The organism is Pseudomonas sp. S2_E01 (assembly GCF_054668365.1).
Genome location: NZ_CP162762.1, coordinates 3,114,974 through 3,128,353 on the forward strand (window position 1 = coordinate 3,114,974; position 13,380 = coordinate 3,128,353).

12 protein-coding genes and 2 pseudogenes are annotated in these 13,380 nt (G+C 61.9%); 10 read left to right on the forward strand and 4 right to left on the reverse strand.

Going from position 1 to position 13,380, the window contains the following annotated elements:
• Positions 1-85: 85 nt before the first annotated feature.
• The 3 genes and pseudogenes from AB4O36_RS14220 (at position 86) to AB4O36_RS14230 (ending at position 1,715) form a co-directional block, all read left to right on the forward strand.
• Positions 86-715: a TetR/AcrR family transcriptional regulator gene (locus AB4O36_RS14220; protein WP_460126216.1), complete on the forward strand. Its 630-nt coding sequence runs from the start codon at positions 86-88 to the stop codon at positions 713-715.
• A complete protein-coding gene (mug, locus tag AB4O36_RS14225) occupies positions 705-1,226 on the forward strand; it encodes a G/U mismatch-specific DNA glycosylase (RefSeq protein ID WP_460126218.1) in 522 nt (173 codons plus the stop codon). Before AB4O36_RS14220 ends, mug begins: the two co-directional genes overlap by 11 nt.
• 62 nt (positions 1,227-1,288) lie before the next feature.
• Positions 1,289-1,715 (forward strand): annotated as a pseudogene (locus tag AB4O36_RS14230) (nuclear transport factor 2 family protein).
• A gap of 56 nt (positions 1,716-1,771) precedes the next feature.
• On the opposite strand, the gene AB4O36_RS14235 reads toward AB4O36_RS14230, so the two are convergent.
• The gene (locus AB4O36_RS14235; RefSeq protein ID WP_460126221.1) at positions 1,772-2,008 is read right to left on the reverse strand and encodes a hypothetical protein; all 237 of its coding nucleotides are present in this window, start codon (positions 2,006-2,008) and stop codon (positions 1,772-1,774) included.
• Positions 2,009-2,166: 158 nt separating this feature from the next.
• On the opposite strand from AB4O36_RS14235, the gene AB4O36_RS14240 reads away from it, so the two are divergent.
• The 6 genes and pseudogenes from AB4O36_RS14240 to AB4O36_RS14265 form a co-directional block, all read left to right on the forward strand.
• Positions 2,167-3,930 (forward strand): L-lactate permease, encoded by a 1,764-nt coding sequence (locus tag AB4O36_RS14240; protein ID WP_460142069.1) that lies wholly within the window; start codon positions 2,167-2,169, stop codon positions 3,928-3,930.
• Between the two features lie 160 nt (positions 3,931-4,090).
• Positions 4,091-5,590, forward strand: a complete 1,500-nt coding sequence (gene glcD / locus AB4O36_RS14245; protein WP_460126225.1) for a glycolate oxidase subunit GlcD — start codon at positions 4,091-4,093, stop codon at positions 5,588-5,590.
• A complete protein-coding gene (glcE, locus tag AB4O36_RS14250; RefSeq protein WP_460126227.1) occupies positions 5,590-6,654 on the forward strand; it encodes a glycolate oxidase subunit GlcE in 1,065 nt (354 codons plus the stop codon). Before glcD ends, glcE begins: the two co-directional genes overlap by 1 nt.
• A gap of 3 nt (positions 6,655-6,657) precedes the next feature.
• Complete coding sequence (gene glcF / locus AB4O36_RS14255; RefSeq protein WP_460142070.1) at positions 6,658-7,899, forward strand: glycolate oxidase subunit GlcF; 1,242 nt, start codon at positions 6,658-6,660, stop codon at positions 7,897-7,899.
• The gene (locus tag AB4O36_RS14260) at positions 7,896-8,300 is read left to right on the forward strand and encodes a heme-binding protein (protein ID WP_460142071.1); all 405 of its coding nucleotides are present in this window, start codon (positions 7,896-7,898) and stop codon (positions 8,298-8,300) included. The genes glcF and AB4O36_RS14260 overlap by 4 nt, the downstream gene beginning before the upstream one ends.
• Positions 8,290-8,457: pseudogene (locus tag AB4O36_RS14265) on the forward strand (dienelactone hydrolase family protein); the annotation flags it as partial. The gene AB4O36_RS14260 and the pseudogene AB4O36_RS14265, both read left to right, overlap by 11 nt.
• A gap of 146 nt (positions 8,458-8,603) precedes the next feature.
• Here AB4O36_RS14265 and AB4O36_RS14270 read toward each other — a convergent pair.
• Entirely contained in the window at positions 8,604-9,548 is a 945-nt protein-coding gene (locus tag AB4O36_RS14270; RefSeq protein WP_460126233.1) for an aldo/keto reductase, read from the reverse strand.
• A gap of 209 nt (positions 9,549-9,757) precedes the next feature.
• Between AB4O36_RS14270 and AB4O36_RS14275 the strand changes: the two genes are divergently transcribed.
• Positions 9,758-10,540: an alpha/beta hydrolase gene (locus AB4O36_RS14275; protein WP_460142072.1), complete on the forward strand. Its 783-nt coding sequence runs from the start codon at positions 9,758-9,760 to the stop codon at positions 10,538-10,540.
• A 1-nt stretch (position 10,541) separates the two neighbouring features.
• Here AB4O36_RS14275 and AB4O36_RS14280 read toward each other — a convergent pair whose 3' ends face one another.
• Positions 10,542-10,871: a hypothetical protein gene (locus AB4O36_RS14280; protein WP_460142073.1), complete on the reverse strand. Its 330-nt coding sequence runs from the start codon at positions 10,869-10,871 to the stop codon at positions 10,542-10,544.
• A gap of 138 nt (positions 10,872-11,009) precedes the next feature.
• Positions 11,010-13,298, reverse strand: a complete 2,289-nt coding sequence (gene metE, locus AB4O36_RS14285) for a 5-methyltetrahydropteroyltriglutamate--homocysteine S-methyltransferase (protein ID WP_460142074.1) — start codon at positions 13,296-13,298, stop codon at positions 11,010-11,012.
• Between the last annotated feature and the right edge of the window lie 82 nt (positions 13,299-13,380).

The following is a 13,380-nucleotide window of genomic DNA, read 5'->3' on the forward strand; positions in this document are numbered from 1 at the left end:
ACCAAGGAATTTCTGATTCCTTAATTTTGTGCGATGGTGTAAGAATATCCACAGATCGATCCCCTTCTCAAGGATTTTGTACGACATGGCACAAAATAAACCGACCGAAGGCAAAGGGCGTGGCCGCCCTCGCGCCTATGACCCGCAGACAGCCTTGCAGCAGGCACTGGGCGTTTTCTGGAGCACGGGTTATTCCGGCGCGTCCCTGGACAGCATCGCCACGGCGGCAGGCATGAACCGACCGAGCCTGTATGCGGCGTTTGGCGATAAACATGCGCTCTACATCAAGGCACTCGAGCAATATTGGGAAGTGGCAGCGGCGGCCATGCACGCGGCACTGACGGACACCGAACTGACGGTGCGCCAGGCATTGCTGCAGTTTTACGAGGGGCAACTGTCGATTTATTTTTCCGGTGACGGCCAGCCTCGAGGCTGCTTCGCCATCGGCACGGCGACCACTGAAGCGGTGGAAGACGCGGAGATACGTGAGGTGCTGTCGGATCGTCTGAGCCGCCTGGATGCCGATCTGGAAACGCGCCTGCGCTCAGCGATCGAACAGGGCGAGCTGCCCGAAAGTGCCGACCCGGCCGCCCTGGCGGTGCTGGCGTCATCGTTGCTGCACAGCATTTCGATTCGTGCGAGGGCGGGCAAATCCCGGGAGGATTTGACCGAGCTGGCGCGCAACGCGGTCAACGTGATGTGCCATGGCGCTTGAGGACATCCTGGCCGATCACCTGACCGTTGTTTTCTGCGGGATCAATCCAGGTCTGCAGGCCGCCGCCCAAGGACATCACTTCAGCGGCAGGAGTAATCGCTTCTGGCGCACGTTGCACTTGGCCGGATTCACACCGCAGCAGCTGTGCCCGGACGATGACCGCACGATTCTGCAATATCAGTGCGGTTTGACGGCGGTGGTAGCGCGGCCAACGGCCCGGGCGGATCAGTTGTCGATCGGGGAGTTTCAGGCGGCAGCGGTGGACTTCGAGCGCAAGATCGCCCGGCATGCGCCACGTTTTATCGCCTTTCTCGGGAAAGCAGCGTATTGCGCGCTGTCCCGCCAGCGCGATGTCGCATGGGGAAGACAATCAACGCCATTTGCACAGGCAACCGTGTGGGTGCTGCCCAACCCCAGCGGCCGCAACCTTGCGTTCAATCAGGAGCAGTTGGTGGCGGCCTATCGTGAACTCCACGCGGCCACCATCGACCGCTTGAATACATCCCCATAAGCAGGACTTCGCAGGCGTTGCGCTACAGTCTTCGGCCAGAACAACAAAAACAGGAGTTGAAGATGTCCGAGCTGAAGCTGCCCCAACGCCGCGCAATCGTTGAGCCAATGGCACGAGATGATCCGCCAGGGTGACTTGCAGGCCCTGCCGGCGCTGCTGGCGCCCGAGGTGGTGTTCCGCTCGCCGATGGCGCACTCACCCTATCCTGGCGCGCCGGTGGTTTCGATGATCCTGAACACGGTGTGCAAGGTCTTCCAGGATTTCGCCTACCACCGGGAACTGGTGACGGCGGATGGGTTGAATGTGGTGCTGGAATTCAGCGCCACGGTGGGCGGCAAGGCGCTCAAGGGCATCGACATGATCCGCTTCGACGAGCAGGGCAAGATTGTCGAGTTCGAAGTGATGGTTCGACCGATGAGCGGTTTGCAGGCGTTGGGCGAAGAGATGGGGCAGCGGCTCGGGGCGTATCTGGCCGCCAGCAAGGCTTGAAGTTGCCTTCATACCTGTAGGAGCGAGCTTGCTCCTACAAGGGGGCGTGCAATGTTTTAAAGGGTTCTTTGGCCATTCCCGATGCCCTTGGCCTGTTCGATTCCCCACGCCATCGCCGCTTCCATGTCGAGGAAGTGCACCGCGGGATGATCGTTTTCCTCGATGGCCGCGCCATCGGGGCGGTAGACGCCGATGAACATCCCCAGTGAACCGTCGCGCAGGATTTCGGTCTTGACTTTGATGCTGCAACCGTTGGACAGCGTTTCGGTGTGAAGCAAATGGCGCTCGGTCATCACTGCGTTCCTCCGCGAAAACTGTGCTACTGATCTTGAAAAAACCGCTGTAATCCGCGATTTACCGCGCACAGGACAGCGACGCAATGCCACCTATACTACAAGCCACCGCCCCTTTTGGGGGTCTGCAATCCCAACAATAAAAAGCAGAGGTGAACATGGTCTGGCAGCAAATTTACGATCCGTTCGGCAACCCGGTCATCTCAACCCTCATGGCAGCCGTACCCGTCGTGGTGATGTTGGCGGCCCTTGCCTTCTTTCATATCAAAGCACATATCGCGGCGTTGCTCGCCCTCGCGTCAGCACTGGTCATCGCCATCTTCGCCTTCGGCATGCCGGCCAACATGGCGGGTTCGGCAGCGCTGTACGGGGCGGCCAATGGCTTGCTGCCGATTGGCTGGATCGTGCTGAACATCATTTTCCTGCATCGACTGACCACCGAGAACGGCTCGTTCAAGGTGCTGCAGGACTCGCTCGCCCGGATCACCGACGACCGACGACTGCAATTGCTGTTGATCGCGTTTTGCTTCGGCGCGTTCTTTGAAGGCGCGGCCGGGTTCGGCACGCCGGTAGCGGTAACCGGTGCGATTCTGATTGGCCTCGGCTTCTCGCCACTGGCCGCCTCCGGCCTGGCGTTGATCGCCAACACCGCACCGGTGGCGTTCGGCGCCCTCGGCACGCCGATCATTACCTTGGCCAAGGTCACCGGCCTGGATGAGATGGAGCTGTCGATGATGGTCGGTCGTCAGTTACCGTTTTTCTCGGTTCTGGTGCCGTTCTGGTTGATCTGGGCATTCGCCGGCTGGCGCAAGATGATGGAAATCTGGCCGGCCATCGTGGTGACCGGGGTCAGTTTTGCCGTGCCGCAATTCATCGTGTCCAACTATCACGGGCCGATGCTGGTGGATGTGATCGCCGCGCTGATTTCCATGGCCTGCCTGACCGGCTTCCTCAAGGTCTGGAAGCCGGCGACCGTGCACACTTCTGCGGCGCTGACCGGTCGCGTGGACAATTCGAAAATCGATGAGGAGCACGCGGCGAAACCTGAACCTTCCGCGACCTTCGCCAGTGACGCCAAACCTGCGGTGATGCGCGCCTGGATGCCGTGGATCATCCTCACGGTATTCGTGTTCGCCTGGGGCACCCAGGGCTTCAAGAACCTGTTCGATACCCGCCCTGCCATCGATCCGGTCACTCAATCGGCCAAGCTCGACCCACAGGGCAAACCCGTGCGCGAAGCCAACCCGATCTTCGCCCCGGTCGTCACCTTCACCACTCTGCACCAGCAGATCGAAAAAGTGCCGCCGGTGGTGCCGACACCGAAAACCGAAGAAGCCATCTACAAGTTCACCTGGTTCACCAGCACCGGCAGCGGAATTCTCCTGGCCGCCATCGTTGGCGGATTGCTGATGGGCTATTCGATCCCGCAACTGATCCGTCAGTACCTGCGCACAATCTGGGTAGTGCGCTACTCGTTGATCACCATTGCGGCAATGCTCGCCCTGGGCTTCCTCACGCGGTACTCCGGGCTGGATGCGACCATGGGCCTGGCGTTTGCGGCGACGGGGATTTTCTACCCCATGTTCGGCACGCTACTGGGCTGGCTCGGGGTGGCGCTGACCGGCTCGGACACCGCGTCCAACGTGCTGTTCGGCGGTTTGCAGCGTGTCACTGCCGAGCAACTGAATCTCAGTCCGGTGCTCATGGCCGCCGCCAACAGTTCCGGCGGGGTCATGGGCAAGATGGTCGACGCCCAGTCAATTGTGGTGGCGTCCACTGCCACGCGCTGGTACGGCCATGAGGGGGAAATCCTGCGCTATGTGTTCTTCCATTCCATTGTGCTGGCGATCCTGGTGGGTGGGCTGGTGACGTTGCAGGCGTATGTGGCGCCGTTCACGCAGATGGTGGTGGGCGGGCATTGAGCCTTCAACCCCTGTAGGAGCGAGCAAGCTCGCGATGGTCGTCAACGATGACGCTGGCTGCCAGGATATCCGCGGCGTCTGAGCCACCATCGCGACGGTTCGACGTGCTCGCTCCTACAGAGACCTCGCGGCAATTTGAATGGAGTAAAGTAAAACGGCCATGAACATTCTCTATGATGAAGCCGTCGACGGCGCGCTGCCCGACGTCGACAGGGCCGCCCTGTTGCAGGCCCTGCAGACCCGCCTGCCGAAGCTGCAGGTGTTGCATCAGCAGGAAGAGCTCAAGCCGTACGAGTGCGACGGCCTTTCGGCCTATCGCACCACGCCGCTGCTGGTGGTGCTACCGCGCCAGCTCGATGAAGTACAAGGCGTGCTGCGCCTGTGCCACGAGATGCGCGTCCCGGTGGTCGCCCGTGGTGCCGGCACGGGTTTATCGGGCGGTGCCCTGCCCCTGGAAAAAGGCGTGCTCCTGGTGATGGCGCGCTTCAACCATATCCTGCATATCGACCCTGCCGCGCGTACCGCACGGGTGCAGCCGGGCGTACGCAACCTGGCGATTTCCCAGGCGGCCGCACCATTCGGCCTGTACTACGCGCCGGACCCCTCCTCGCAAATCGCCTGTTCGATTGGCGGCAACGTCGCGGAAAACGCCGGCGGCGTGCACTGCCTGAAATACGGCCTGACCGTGCACAACCTGCTCAAGGTCGAAATTCTTACCGTTGAAGGCGAGCACCTGACGCTGGGCTCTGACGCCCTCGACACCCCGGGCTTCGACTTGCTGGCATTGTTCACCGGTTCCGAAGGCATGCTCGGGGTGATCACCGAGGTCACGGTCAAGCTGCTGCCCAAGCCGCAGACCGCCAAGGTGCTGCTGGCGTCGTTCGACTCCGTGGAAAAGGCTGGCCGCGCCGTGGCCGACATCATCGCCGCCGGCATCATTCCGGGTGGGCTGGAGATGATGGACAACCTGGCGATTCGGGCCGCCGAAGACTTCATTCACGCGGGTTACCCGGTGGACGCCGAGGCCATTCTGCTGTGCGAACTCGATGGCGTCGAAGCCGATGTCCACGACGATTGCGACCGTGTGCGCAAGGTGCTGGAGTTGGCTGGCGCCACCGAAGTGCGCCAGGCCAAAGATGAGGCCGAACGCGTTCGTTTCTGGGCCGGGCGCAAGAACGCCTTCCCGGCGGTGGGTCGCCTCTCGCCCGACTATTACTGCATGGATGGCACCATTCCGCGTCGGGAACTGCCAGGCGTGTTGCAGGCGATCGAGGCGTTGTCCGCCGAATACGACCTGCGTGTGGCCAACGTCTTCCATGCCGGCGACGGCAACATGCACCCGCTGATCCTGTTCGATGCCAATCAACCGGGTGAGCTGGAGCGTGCAGAAGCCCTGGGCGGCAAGATCCTTGAGTTGTGCGTGAGCGTCGGTGGCAGCATCACCGGTGAACACGGGGTGGGCCGCGAGAAAATCAATCAGATGTGCGCGCAGTTCAACAGCGACGAGTTGACGCTGTTCCATGGCGTCAAAGCTGCGTTCGACCCCAGCGGCCTGCTCAATCCCGGCAAGAACATTCCCACCCTGCACCGCTGCGCCGAGTTTGGCGCCATGCATGTGCACGCCGGACAGTTGCCCTTTCCCGAGCTGGAGCGTTTCTGATGTACCGTGAACAGGCATTCGATGACAGCGCCGCGTTGCTGGAACAAGTCAACCAGGCGCTGGAAAACGCCACGCCACTGCGCATTCAGGGCTCCAACAGCAAGGCCTTCCTCGGTCGCATCGTGCCCGGGGAAGTGCTCGACACCCGCACCCATCGCGGGGTCGTCAGCTATGACCCGACCGAATTGGTGATCACCGCCCGCTGCGGCACACCGCTGTCCGAGTTGACCTACATCCTGGACGGCTCGCAGCAGATGCTCGCGTGCGAACCGCCTGCTTTTGGCGACGACGCCACAGTCGGCGGGATGATTGCCAGCGGGCTGTCGGGGCCACGGCGACCCTGGGCCGGTTCGGTGCGCGATTTCGTGCTCGGTACGCGGGTGATCACCGGGCACGGCAAGCATCTGCGGTTTGGTGGCGAAGTGATGAAAAACGTCGCCGGCTATGACCTGTCGCGCCTGATGGCCGGCAGTTTCGGCAGCCTGGGGGTGATCACCGAAGTGTCGCTCAAGGTCCTGCCCAAACCTCGACAAACCCTGAGCATCAGCCTGGAAATGGACAGCGACCGCGCCTTGTTGCGCCTGGCTGAATGGGGCCAGCAACCGCTGCCCATCAGCGCTGCCTGCCACGACGGGCAGCGCCTGCACCTGCGTCTTGAAGGCGGCGAAGGTTCGGTATCGGCAGCCCATGATCGCCTGGGCGGCGAACGGTTGGACTCCGCTTTCTGGGCCGATCTGAATGAGCATCGGCTGCGTTTCTTCGACGAGACTCAGCCGTTGTGGCGTTTGTCCGTGCCGCACAATACGCCGCGACTGTCCCTTCCAGGCCGACAATTGATCGACTGGGGCGGCGCCCAGCGCTGGCTGAAGTCGGACGCCGAAGCGGAGTTCATCCGCAAGGTCGTCGCAGAAGTCGGCGGCCACGTCACCTGCTACAGCCACGGCCTGATCGACAGCCCTTTCCAGCCTTTGTCGGCGGCACTTTTGCGCTACCACCGCCGTCTCAAACAGCAACTGGACCCACGGGGCATCTTCAACCCCGCACGCCTGTACGCGGAACTCTGAGCCATGCAGACCACCCTGAGCGACACCGCCCGCCGCCTGCCCCGCGCCGACGAAGCCGAAAGCATCTTGCGCACCTGCGTGCATTGCGGGTTCTGTAACGCCACCTGTCCGACCTATCAACTGCTCGGCGATGAGCTCGATGGGCCGCGGGGGCGTATCTACCTGATCAAGCAAGTGCTGGAAGGCCATAAAGTCACGCACAAGACCCAGGAGCATCTGGACCGTTGCCTGTCGTGCCGCAATTGCGAAACCACCTGCCCCTCCGGCGTCGATTATCACAACTTGCTCGACATTGGCCGTGCGGTGGTGGATGCCGCTGTGCCGCGTCCGCTCGGCCAGCGGTTGTTGCGTGAAGGCTTGCGCAGGGTGGTGCCCAATCCCGGGCTGTTCAGGCGACTGGTCAGCAGTGGCCAAGTGTTCCGGACCTGGTTGCCCGATACGCTGCAGGCGAAATTGCCGCGCAGTTCGGCGCCGATGAAGGCCCTACCCCACAACCGTCACGCACGACAGGTGCTGTTACTTGAGGGCTGCGTGCAACCGGGGCTGTCGCCCAACACCAATGCGGCGACCGCGCGCGTGCTGGATAATCTGGGGATCAGCGTCATTGCCTGCCGCGAGGCAGGCTGCTGCGGCGCAGTGGATTACCACCTCGACGCCCAGGAGGCGGGGCTGGACCGCGCCCGGCGCAACATCGACGCCTGGTGGCCGCACCTCGAAAATGGCGCCGAGGCGATTGTGCAAACTGCCAGTGGCTGTGGCGCGTTCATCAAGGACTACGGCCATCTGCTCGAACACGACCCGGCCTATGGGGCCAAGGCGAAAAAGATCAGCGCGCTGGCCCGCGACCTGGTGGAAGTGCTGCGGGACGAACCGCTGGAAACGCTCGGCGTCTCCAGCGATCAGCGCTTGGCCTTCCATTGTCCCTGTACCTTGCAGCACGCGCAAAAGCTCGGCGGCGCGGTGGAAGCGACGCTGGTCCGCCTGGGTTTCAACCTCACCCAAGTGCCGGATGCTCACCTGTGCTGTGGTTCGGCAGGCACTTATTCAATCACGCAACCCGTGCTGGCCCGGCAGTTGCGCGACAACAAACTCAACGCCCTGGAAAGCGGTCAGCCGGACGTGATTGTCACCGCCAACATCGGCTGCCAGTCGCACCTGGACGGCGCCAACCGCACGCCGGTGCGGCATTGGATCGAACTGGTCGACGCAGCCCTGCCCTCACCGCTCAATGGAGAATCGCGATGAAAAGCAAAGCCATCCTCGGACAGGCCGAAGTCAGCCATATCCTCGCCGCCGCCCGCAATGAAGCCCAGAGCAACGGATGGGCGGTCAGCATCGCGATCGTCGATGACGGCGGTCATCCCCTGGCCCTGGAACGCCTGGACGGCGCCACGCCGAGCAGCGCCTACATCGCCACGGAAAAGGCCCGCACCTCGGCGCTGGGCCGACGCGAGTCCAAGGGTTTCGAAGACATGGTCAATGGCGGCCGTTTTGCCTTTCTGTCGGCGCCTGTGCTCACCCCGCTGGAAGGTGGCGTGCCGGTTGTCGTTGACGGCCAGGTGATAGGCGCGGTCGGCGTATCCGGTGTCAAGGCCGAACAGGATGCACAGGTGGCCAGGACCGGGGCGCAGTGCGCCGGCGTATGAACAGGCGTTGAAAGCGGCGGACAAGACCTACGAAGCGCACATCTACGCCGGCGCCAACCACGGCTTCCACAACGACTCCACCCCGCGCTACGACGAAGCGGCGGCAAAACTGGCCTGGGATCGGACGTTGGCGTGGTTTCGGCGGTATCTCGTTTAACCGGGAATCATCGCGAGCAGGCTCGCTTGCAGGAGCGAGCTTGCTCGCGATGGACTCAAGGCCGGCGCGGGGCGTCAGGCTTATCGCGTTATCGTTGACGACCATCGCGGCGGTGCGACGATTCGACAAGCCCGCGCCCACAGGGCTCAACTCACCATATCGATCAACTGCTCGCGTTGCGCGCCGGTCAGCATCGGGCCAAAGCCGGCGCCGGCGTTGTCGGCCATGTAGCGCGGGTTGCCGGTGCCGGGAATCACGCAGGTCACCGCCGAGTGCGCCAGCAGGTACTTCAGCGCCAGTTGCGCCCAACTGGTGGCGCCGACTTGTGCGGCCCAGCCTGGCAGCGGTTTACCCTTGAAACGTGCGAGCAGATTACCGCCGCCAAAGGGCCGATTGCAGATCACCGCAACGCCGCGCTCCCGGCACAGCGGCAGAATGCGTTTTTCCACTCCACGGTCGTCCAGCGCGTAGTTGATCTGCAAAAAGTCCAGCGCCTCGGCCTTGAGCACAGCTTCAACTTCGTCGTAAGCCGAAGCGGTGTAATGGGTGATGCCGATGTAGCGAATACGCCCTTCTTCCTTCCACTGGCGCAGGGTCGGCAGGTGGGTTTTCCAGTCCAGCAGGTTGTGGATTTGCATCAGGTCGATGCGATCGGTTTGCAGTAGCCGGAAGGATTGTTCCATCTGAGCGATGCCCTCCTCACGTCCCCGGGTCCATACCTTGGTGGCCAGGAAGGCCGGCGAGCGCGGCTCATGAATCGACAACAGTTCACCCGTGGTCTGCTCGGCGCGGCCGTACATGGGTGAGCTGTCGATCACCGTGCCACCTTTCTCGAACAATGCACTGAGCACGCCAGGCAACTGTCTGTAGGCGGGATCGGCAGGCGCCACATCAAAACCGCGATAGGTGCCCACGCCAACCATCGGCAAGGGTTCGTTGCTGGAAGGAATGGCGCGGGTCAGCATGTTCTTGCCTCCAGTTTCCTCGAACGACGCGGTGATCGCGAAGGTCGGATCGAGAGTGAGCACCGCCGTGGCTCCGGCCGTCAGCGTGAGCAGTCGTCTGCGCGTGAGTCCATTCGTGTGGTCCATGGTTTGCCCCTACGTTCAACTACACTCGATTCCTGTAGGAGCAGCCGGTCGACGCTCGAATGCTCGCGATGGTGGTCCAGGCACCGCAGGCATTCAGACAGCCAGCGTCATCGTTGACGACCATCGCGAGCATTCGAGCGTCGACCGGCTGCTCCTACAGGGACAGGGACAGGTACCGGCAATTCGTATTTCAGAACCCCGAGCAATCAATGCCACGCACTAACGTTAGCCGAATGTCACGCACCCTGATAATTCTCGTCGCCATCCTCGCGGGTTTGTACCTGGCACTCTGTGTCGCGCTGCTGGTGTTCCAGCGTGCGCTGATCTACTTCCCGCAGCCCGCCACGATCGAAGCACCGAGGCTCACTCTGGAGGTGGACGACGCGCAGGTGCAAGTGACCGTCAGACCACACGATGGGCCAAAAGCGCTCATTTATTTTGGTGGCAATGCAGAGGACGTATCGCGCAACCTGGAGGAATTCTCCCAGGCGTTTCCTGACCACGCCCTTTATTTAATGCACTATCGCGGTTTTGGCGGCAGCACGGGCAAGCCCTCGGAAGAAGCGATTGCCCGCGACGCCCTGACCCTGTTCGACAAGGTATACAGCAGCCATACACAAGTCGCGGTGGTCGGCCGCAGCCTCGGTTCAGGGGTTGCGGTACGCCTGGCCAGCCAGCGCCCGGCGGCGCGGCTGATCCTGATCACGCCCTACAACAGCCTGGAAGAACTCGCCGTGCGCCAGTACCCGATCTTTCCGGTGAAGTGGCTGCTCAAGGACCGCTTCGACTCCTGGAAATATGCCGCGCATATCTCGATTCCGACCCTGTTGCTGGCCGCAGAACAGGACGACATCATCCCCCGCTCCAGCACAGAAGCGCTCTATCGGCACTTCGCCCAAGGGGTGGCGGTGCTGAAGGTGATATCGGGCGTGGGACACAACTCGATCTCCGCCAGCCCCGCTTACCTTGAGCTGATCGACCAGGCGCTGTAGATCACTTGCGCGCCACCTTGTAGCGCAGGCAGTCCTCATTGAAGCTGCGGCGCAAGGCTTCGGGTTTCATCCGTGTAGGGCTGTCGTAGGTTTGCTCGGTGATGCCCATCGCCATCATGCGCATCCACGGTTTACTGAACTTGTAGGTCTGCAGCTTTTTGCGCGCGGCATACAACGAAACACCCGCCAGCTTCAGCTCCTGAGCCTTGGCTGCGGTGCCCGCGCCCCAACTGCACATGTAGCGGTCATTGGCTTGCAGCTCCCTTGCCTGGGCCTGGACGGCGAAACCCGCCAGGCTCAGGGAAATCAGTGGAATCCATAGATTGCGCATTTAAAGTTGGCCCTAACCACCTGAAAGTAAAGTGATTCTCTATGTAACTTCGGGCGTTGGGGGCCAGCAAATTGCCTTACTCCCATAAAAAAACCGGAGCGCCATGCAGCGCTCCGGTTTCGGACGTGCTTACGAACGTCAGGCCAATTCTTTACGCAGTTGGCGCGCCGCCGTGACCATGTGCACCAGCGCCGCTTCGGTTTCCGGCCAGCCGCGAGTTTTCAAGCCGCAATCCGGGTTGACCCACAAGCGCTCGGCGGGAATACGCTGGGCAGCCTTGCGCAGGAGGTTGGCCATTTCCGAGGCATCCGGGACTCGTGGCGAGTGGATGTCGTAGACGCCCGGACCGATGTCGTTCGGGTAGTCGAACGCTTCGAAGGCGTCGAGCAGTTCCATGTCCGAACGCGAGGTTTCGATGGTGATCACGTCGGCGTCCATGGCCGCGATTGACTTGATCACGTCGTTGAACTCGCTGTAGCACATGTGGGTGTGGATCTGCGTTTCGTCGCGTACACCGCTGGCGGTGAGGCGGAACGCTTCCACGGCCCAGTCCAGGTAGTCCTGCCATTGCGCACGACGCAGCGGCAAGCCTTCGCGGAAGGCGGCTTCGTCGATCTGCACGACTTTGATGCCGGCCGTTTCCAGGTCCACCACTTCGTCACGCAGGGCCAGTGCCAGTTGTTGCGCCTGGACCTTGCGAGACACGTCTTCGCGGGGGAACGACCACATCAGCATGGTCACGGGGCCCGTCAGCATGCCTTTCATGACCTTGTCGGTCAGGCCCTGGGCGTAACGGATCCACTCCACGGTCATGGCTTGCGGACGGCTGAGGTCGCCGAAGATCACCGCCGGTTTCACGCAGCGCGAACCGTAGCTTTGCACCCAGCCAAAGCGGGTGAACATGTAGCCGTTGATCTGCTCGGCGAAGTATTCAACCATGTCGTTACGCTCGGCTTCGCCGTGCACGAGGACGTCAAGACCCAGGCGTTCCTGCACCTGCACCGCATGCCGGATTTCGCTGTGCATCGCTTCGGTGTATTCGGCTGCCGTCAGCTTGCCTTGCTTGAACGACTGGCGAGCCAGACGAATGGCCGAGGTTTGCGGGAACGAGCCGATGGAAGTCGTCGGGAACAATGGCAGGTTCAGGCGCACGCGTTGTTTGCCGATACGGCCGTCGAAGGACGAGTGACGCTGGCTATCGTTGGCGGTGATCGCCCCCACACGGGCCTGCACCTCGGGTTTGTGGATACGCGGCGAAGCGGCACGGCTGGCCTGGACGGATCGGCTGTTGGTCAAGGCACGCAGCACGTGTGGCGCCTGCGGTTCGTTGACGGCCTGGGCGAGGACCGTCACTTCTTCACACTTCTGTACGGCAAACGCCAGCCAGCTTTTCAGTTCGGCATCGAGCTTGTCTTCACGCCCCAGGTCCACGGGGCTGTGCAGCAGCGAGCAGGACGGCGCCACCCACAGGCGATCACCCAGACGCTCGTTGGCGTGTTGCAGGGTGGCCAGCGCTTTTTCCAAGTCGCAGCGCCACACGTTACGGCCGTTGACCACACCCAGCGACAACACCTTATAGGCCGGCAGGCGATCGAGAATGGTCGGGTATTGCTCTGGAGCGCGGACCAGATCGATGTGCAGGCCATCGACCGGCAGGTTCGCCGCCAGGCCGAGGTTTTCTTCCAGACCGCCGAAGTAGGTGGCGACGAGTTTTTTCAGCGGGTCGCGTTGAATCAGGTTGTAGGCGCGTTCAAAGGCGTTCTTCCACGCTTGTGGCAAGTCGAGTACCAGGATGGGCTCGTCGATCTGAACCCACTCGACGCCCTGCGCGGCCAGGCGCTGGAAGATCTGGCCGTAGAGCGGCAGCAGGCGGTCCAGCAGGTCAAGCTTGTCGAAATCACTGCCCTTGGTCTTGCCCAGCCACAGGTAAGTCAGCGGGCCGATCACTACGGGCTTGACGTTGTGACCCAGCGCGCGGGCTTCTTCGACTTCTTCGAATAACTGCTCCCAGCCCAGCTGGAATGGTTGGTCGGCGGTGAACTCAGGGACCAGGTAGTGATAGTTGGTGTCGAACCACTTGGTCATTTCCTGGGCATGTGCGCCACCGCAACAGCTGTTACTGACACCACGCGCCATGTCGAACAGGGTCTGCAATGAAGCCTGGCCATTGGCTGGGCGGAAGCGCTCAGGGATCACCCCGAACATCAGGGAATGGGTCAGGACCTGGTCGTACCAGGCGAAATCGCCGACCGGCAGCAGCTCGATGCCGGCGTTTTTCTGCAGATCCCAATGGCTCTTGCGCAGCTCACGGCCAACGGCGCGCAGGCCCTCTTCGCTCAGCTCACCCTTCCAGAAGGCTTCCTGTGCTTTCTTCAATTCGCGGTCGCGGCCAATGCGCGGAAATCCAAGGGAATGGGCCAAAGCCATGACAAATAACTCCAATGTGTTTGATGGGCACATTGTCGGTAGTAGGCATCCAGTGAGACAAACTCATTTTAATCGCGATGAT

Coding starts and splice junctions, on each gene's coding strand:
- AB4O36_RS14220 (WP_460126216.1), top strand. CDS start 86: ATGGCACAAAATAAACCGACCGAAGGCAAAGGGCGTGGCCGCCCTCGC.
- mug (WP_460126218.1), top strand. CDS start 705: ATGGCGCTTGAGGACATCCTGGCCGATCACCTGACCGTTGTTTTCTGC.
- AB4O36_RS14235 (WP_460126221.1), bottom strand. CDS start 2,008: ATGACCGAGCGCCATTTGCTTCACACCGAAACGCTGTCCAACGGTTGC.
- AB4O36_RS14240 (WP_460142069.1), top strand. CDS start 2,167: ATGGTCTGGCAGCAAATTTACGATCCGTTCGGCAACCCGGTCATCTCA.
- glcD (WP_460126225.1), top strand. CDS start 4,091: ATGAACATTCTCTATGATGAAGCCGTCGACGGCGCGCTGCCCGACGTC.
- glcE (WP_460126227.1), top strand. CDS start 5,590: ATGTACCGTGAACAGGCATTCGATGACAGCGCCGCGTTGCTGGAACAA.
- glcF (WP_460142070.1), top strand. CDS start 6,658: ATGCAGACCACCCTGAGCGACACCGCCCGCCGCCTGCCCCGCGCCGAC.
- AB4O36_RS14260 (WP_460142071.1), top strand. CDS start 7,896: ATGAAAAGCAAAGCCATCCTCGGACAGGCCGAAGTCAGCCATATCCTC.
- AB4O36_RS14270 (WP_460126233.1), bottom strand. CDS start 9,548: ATGGACCACACGAATGGACTCACGCGCAGACGACTGCTCACGCTGACG.
- AB4O36_RS14275 (WP_460142072.1), top strand. CDS start 9,758: ATGCCACGCACTAACGTTAGCCGAATGTCACGCACCCTGATAATTCTC.
- AB4O36_RS14280 (WP_460142073.1), bottom strand. CDS start 10,871: ATGCGCAATCTATGGATTCCACTGATTTCCCTGAGCCTGGCGGGTTTC.
- metE (WP_460142074.1), bottom strand. CDS start 13,298: ATGGCTTTGGCCCATTCCCTTGGATTTCCGCGCATTGGCCGCGACCGC.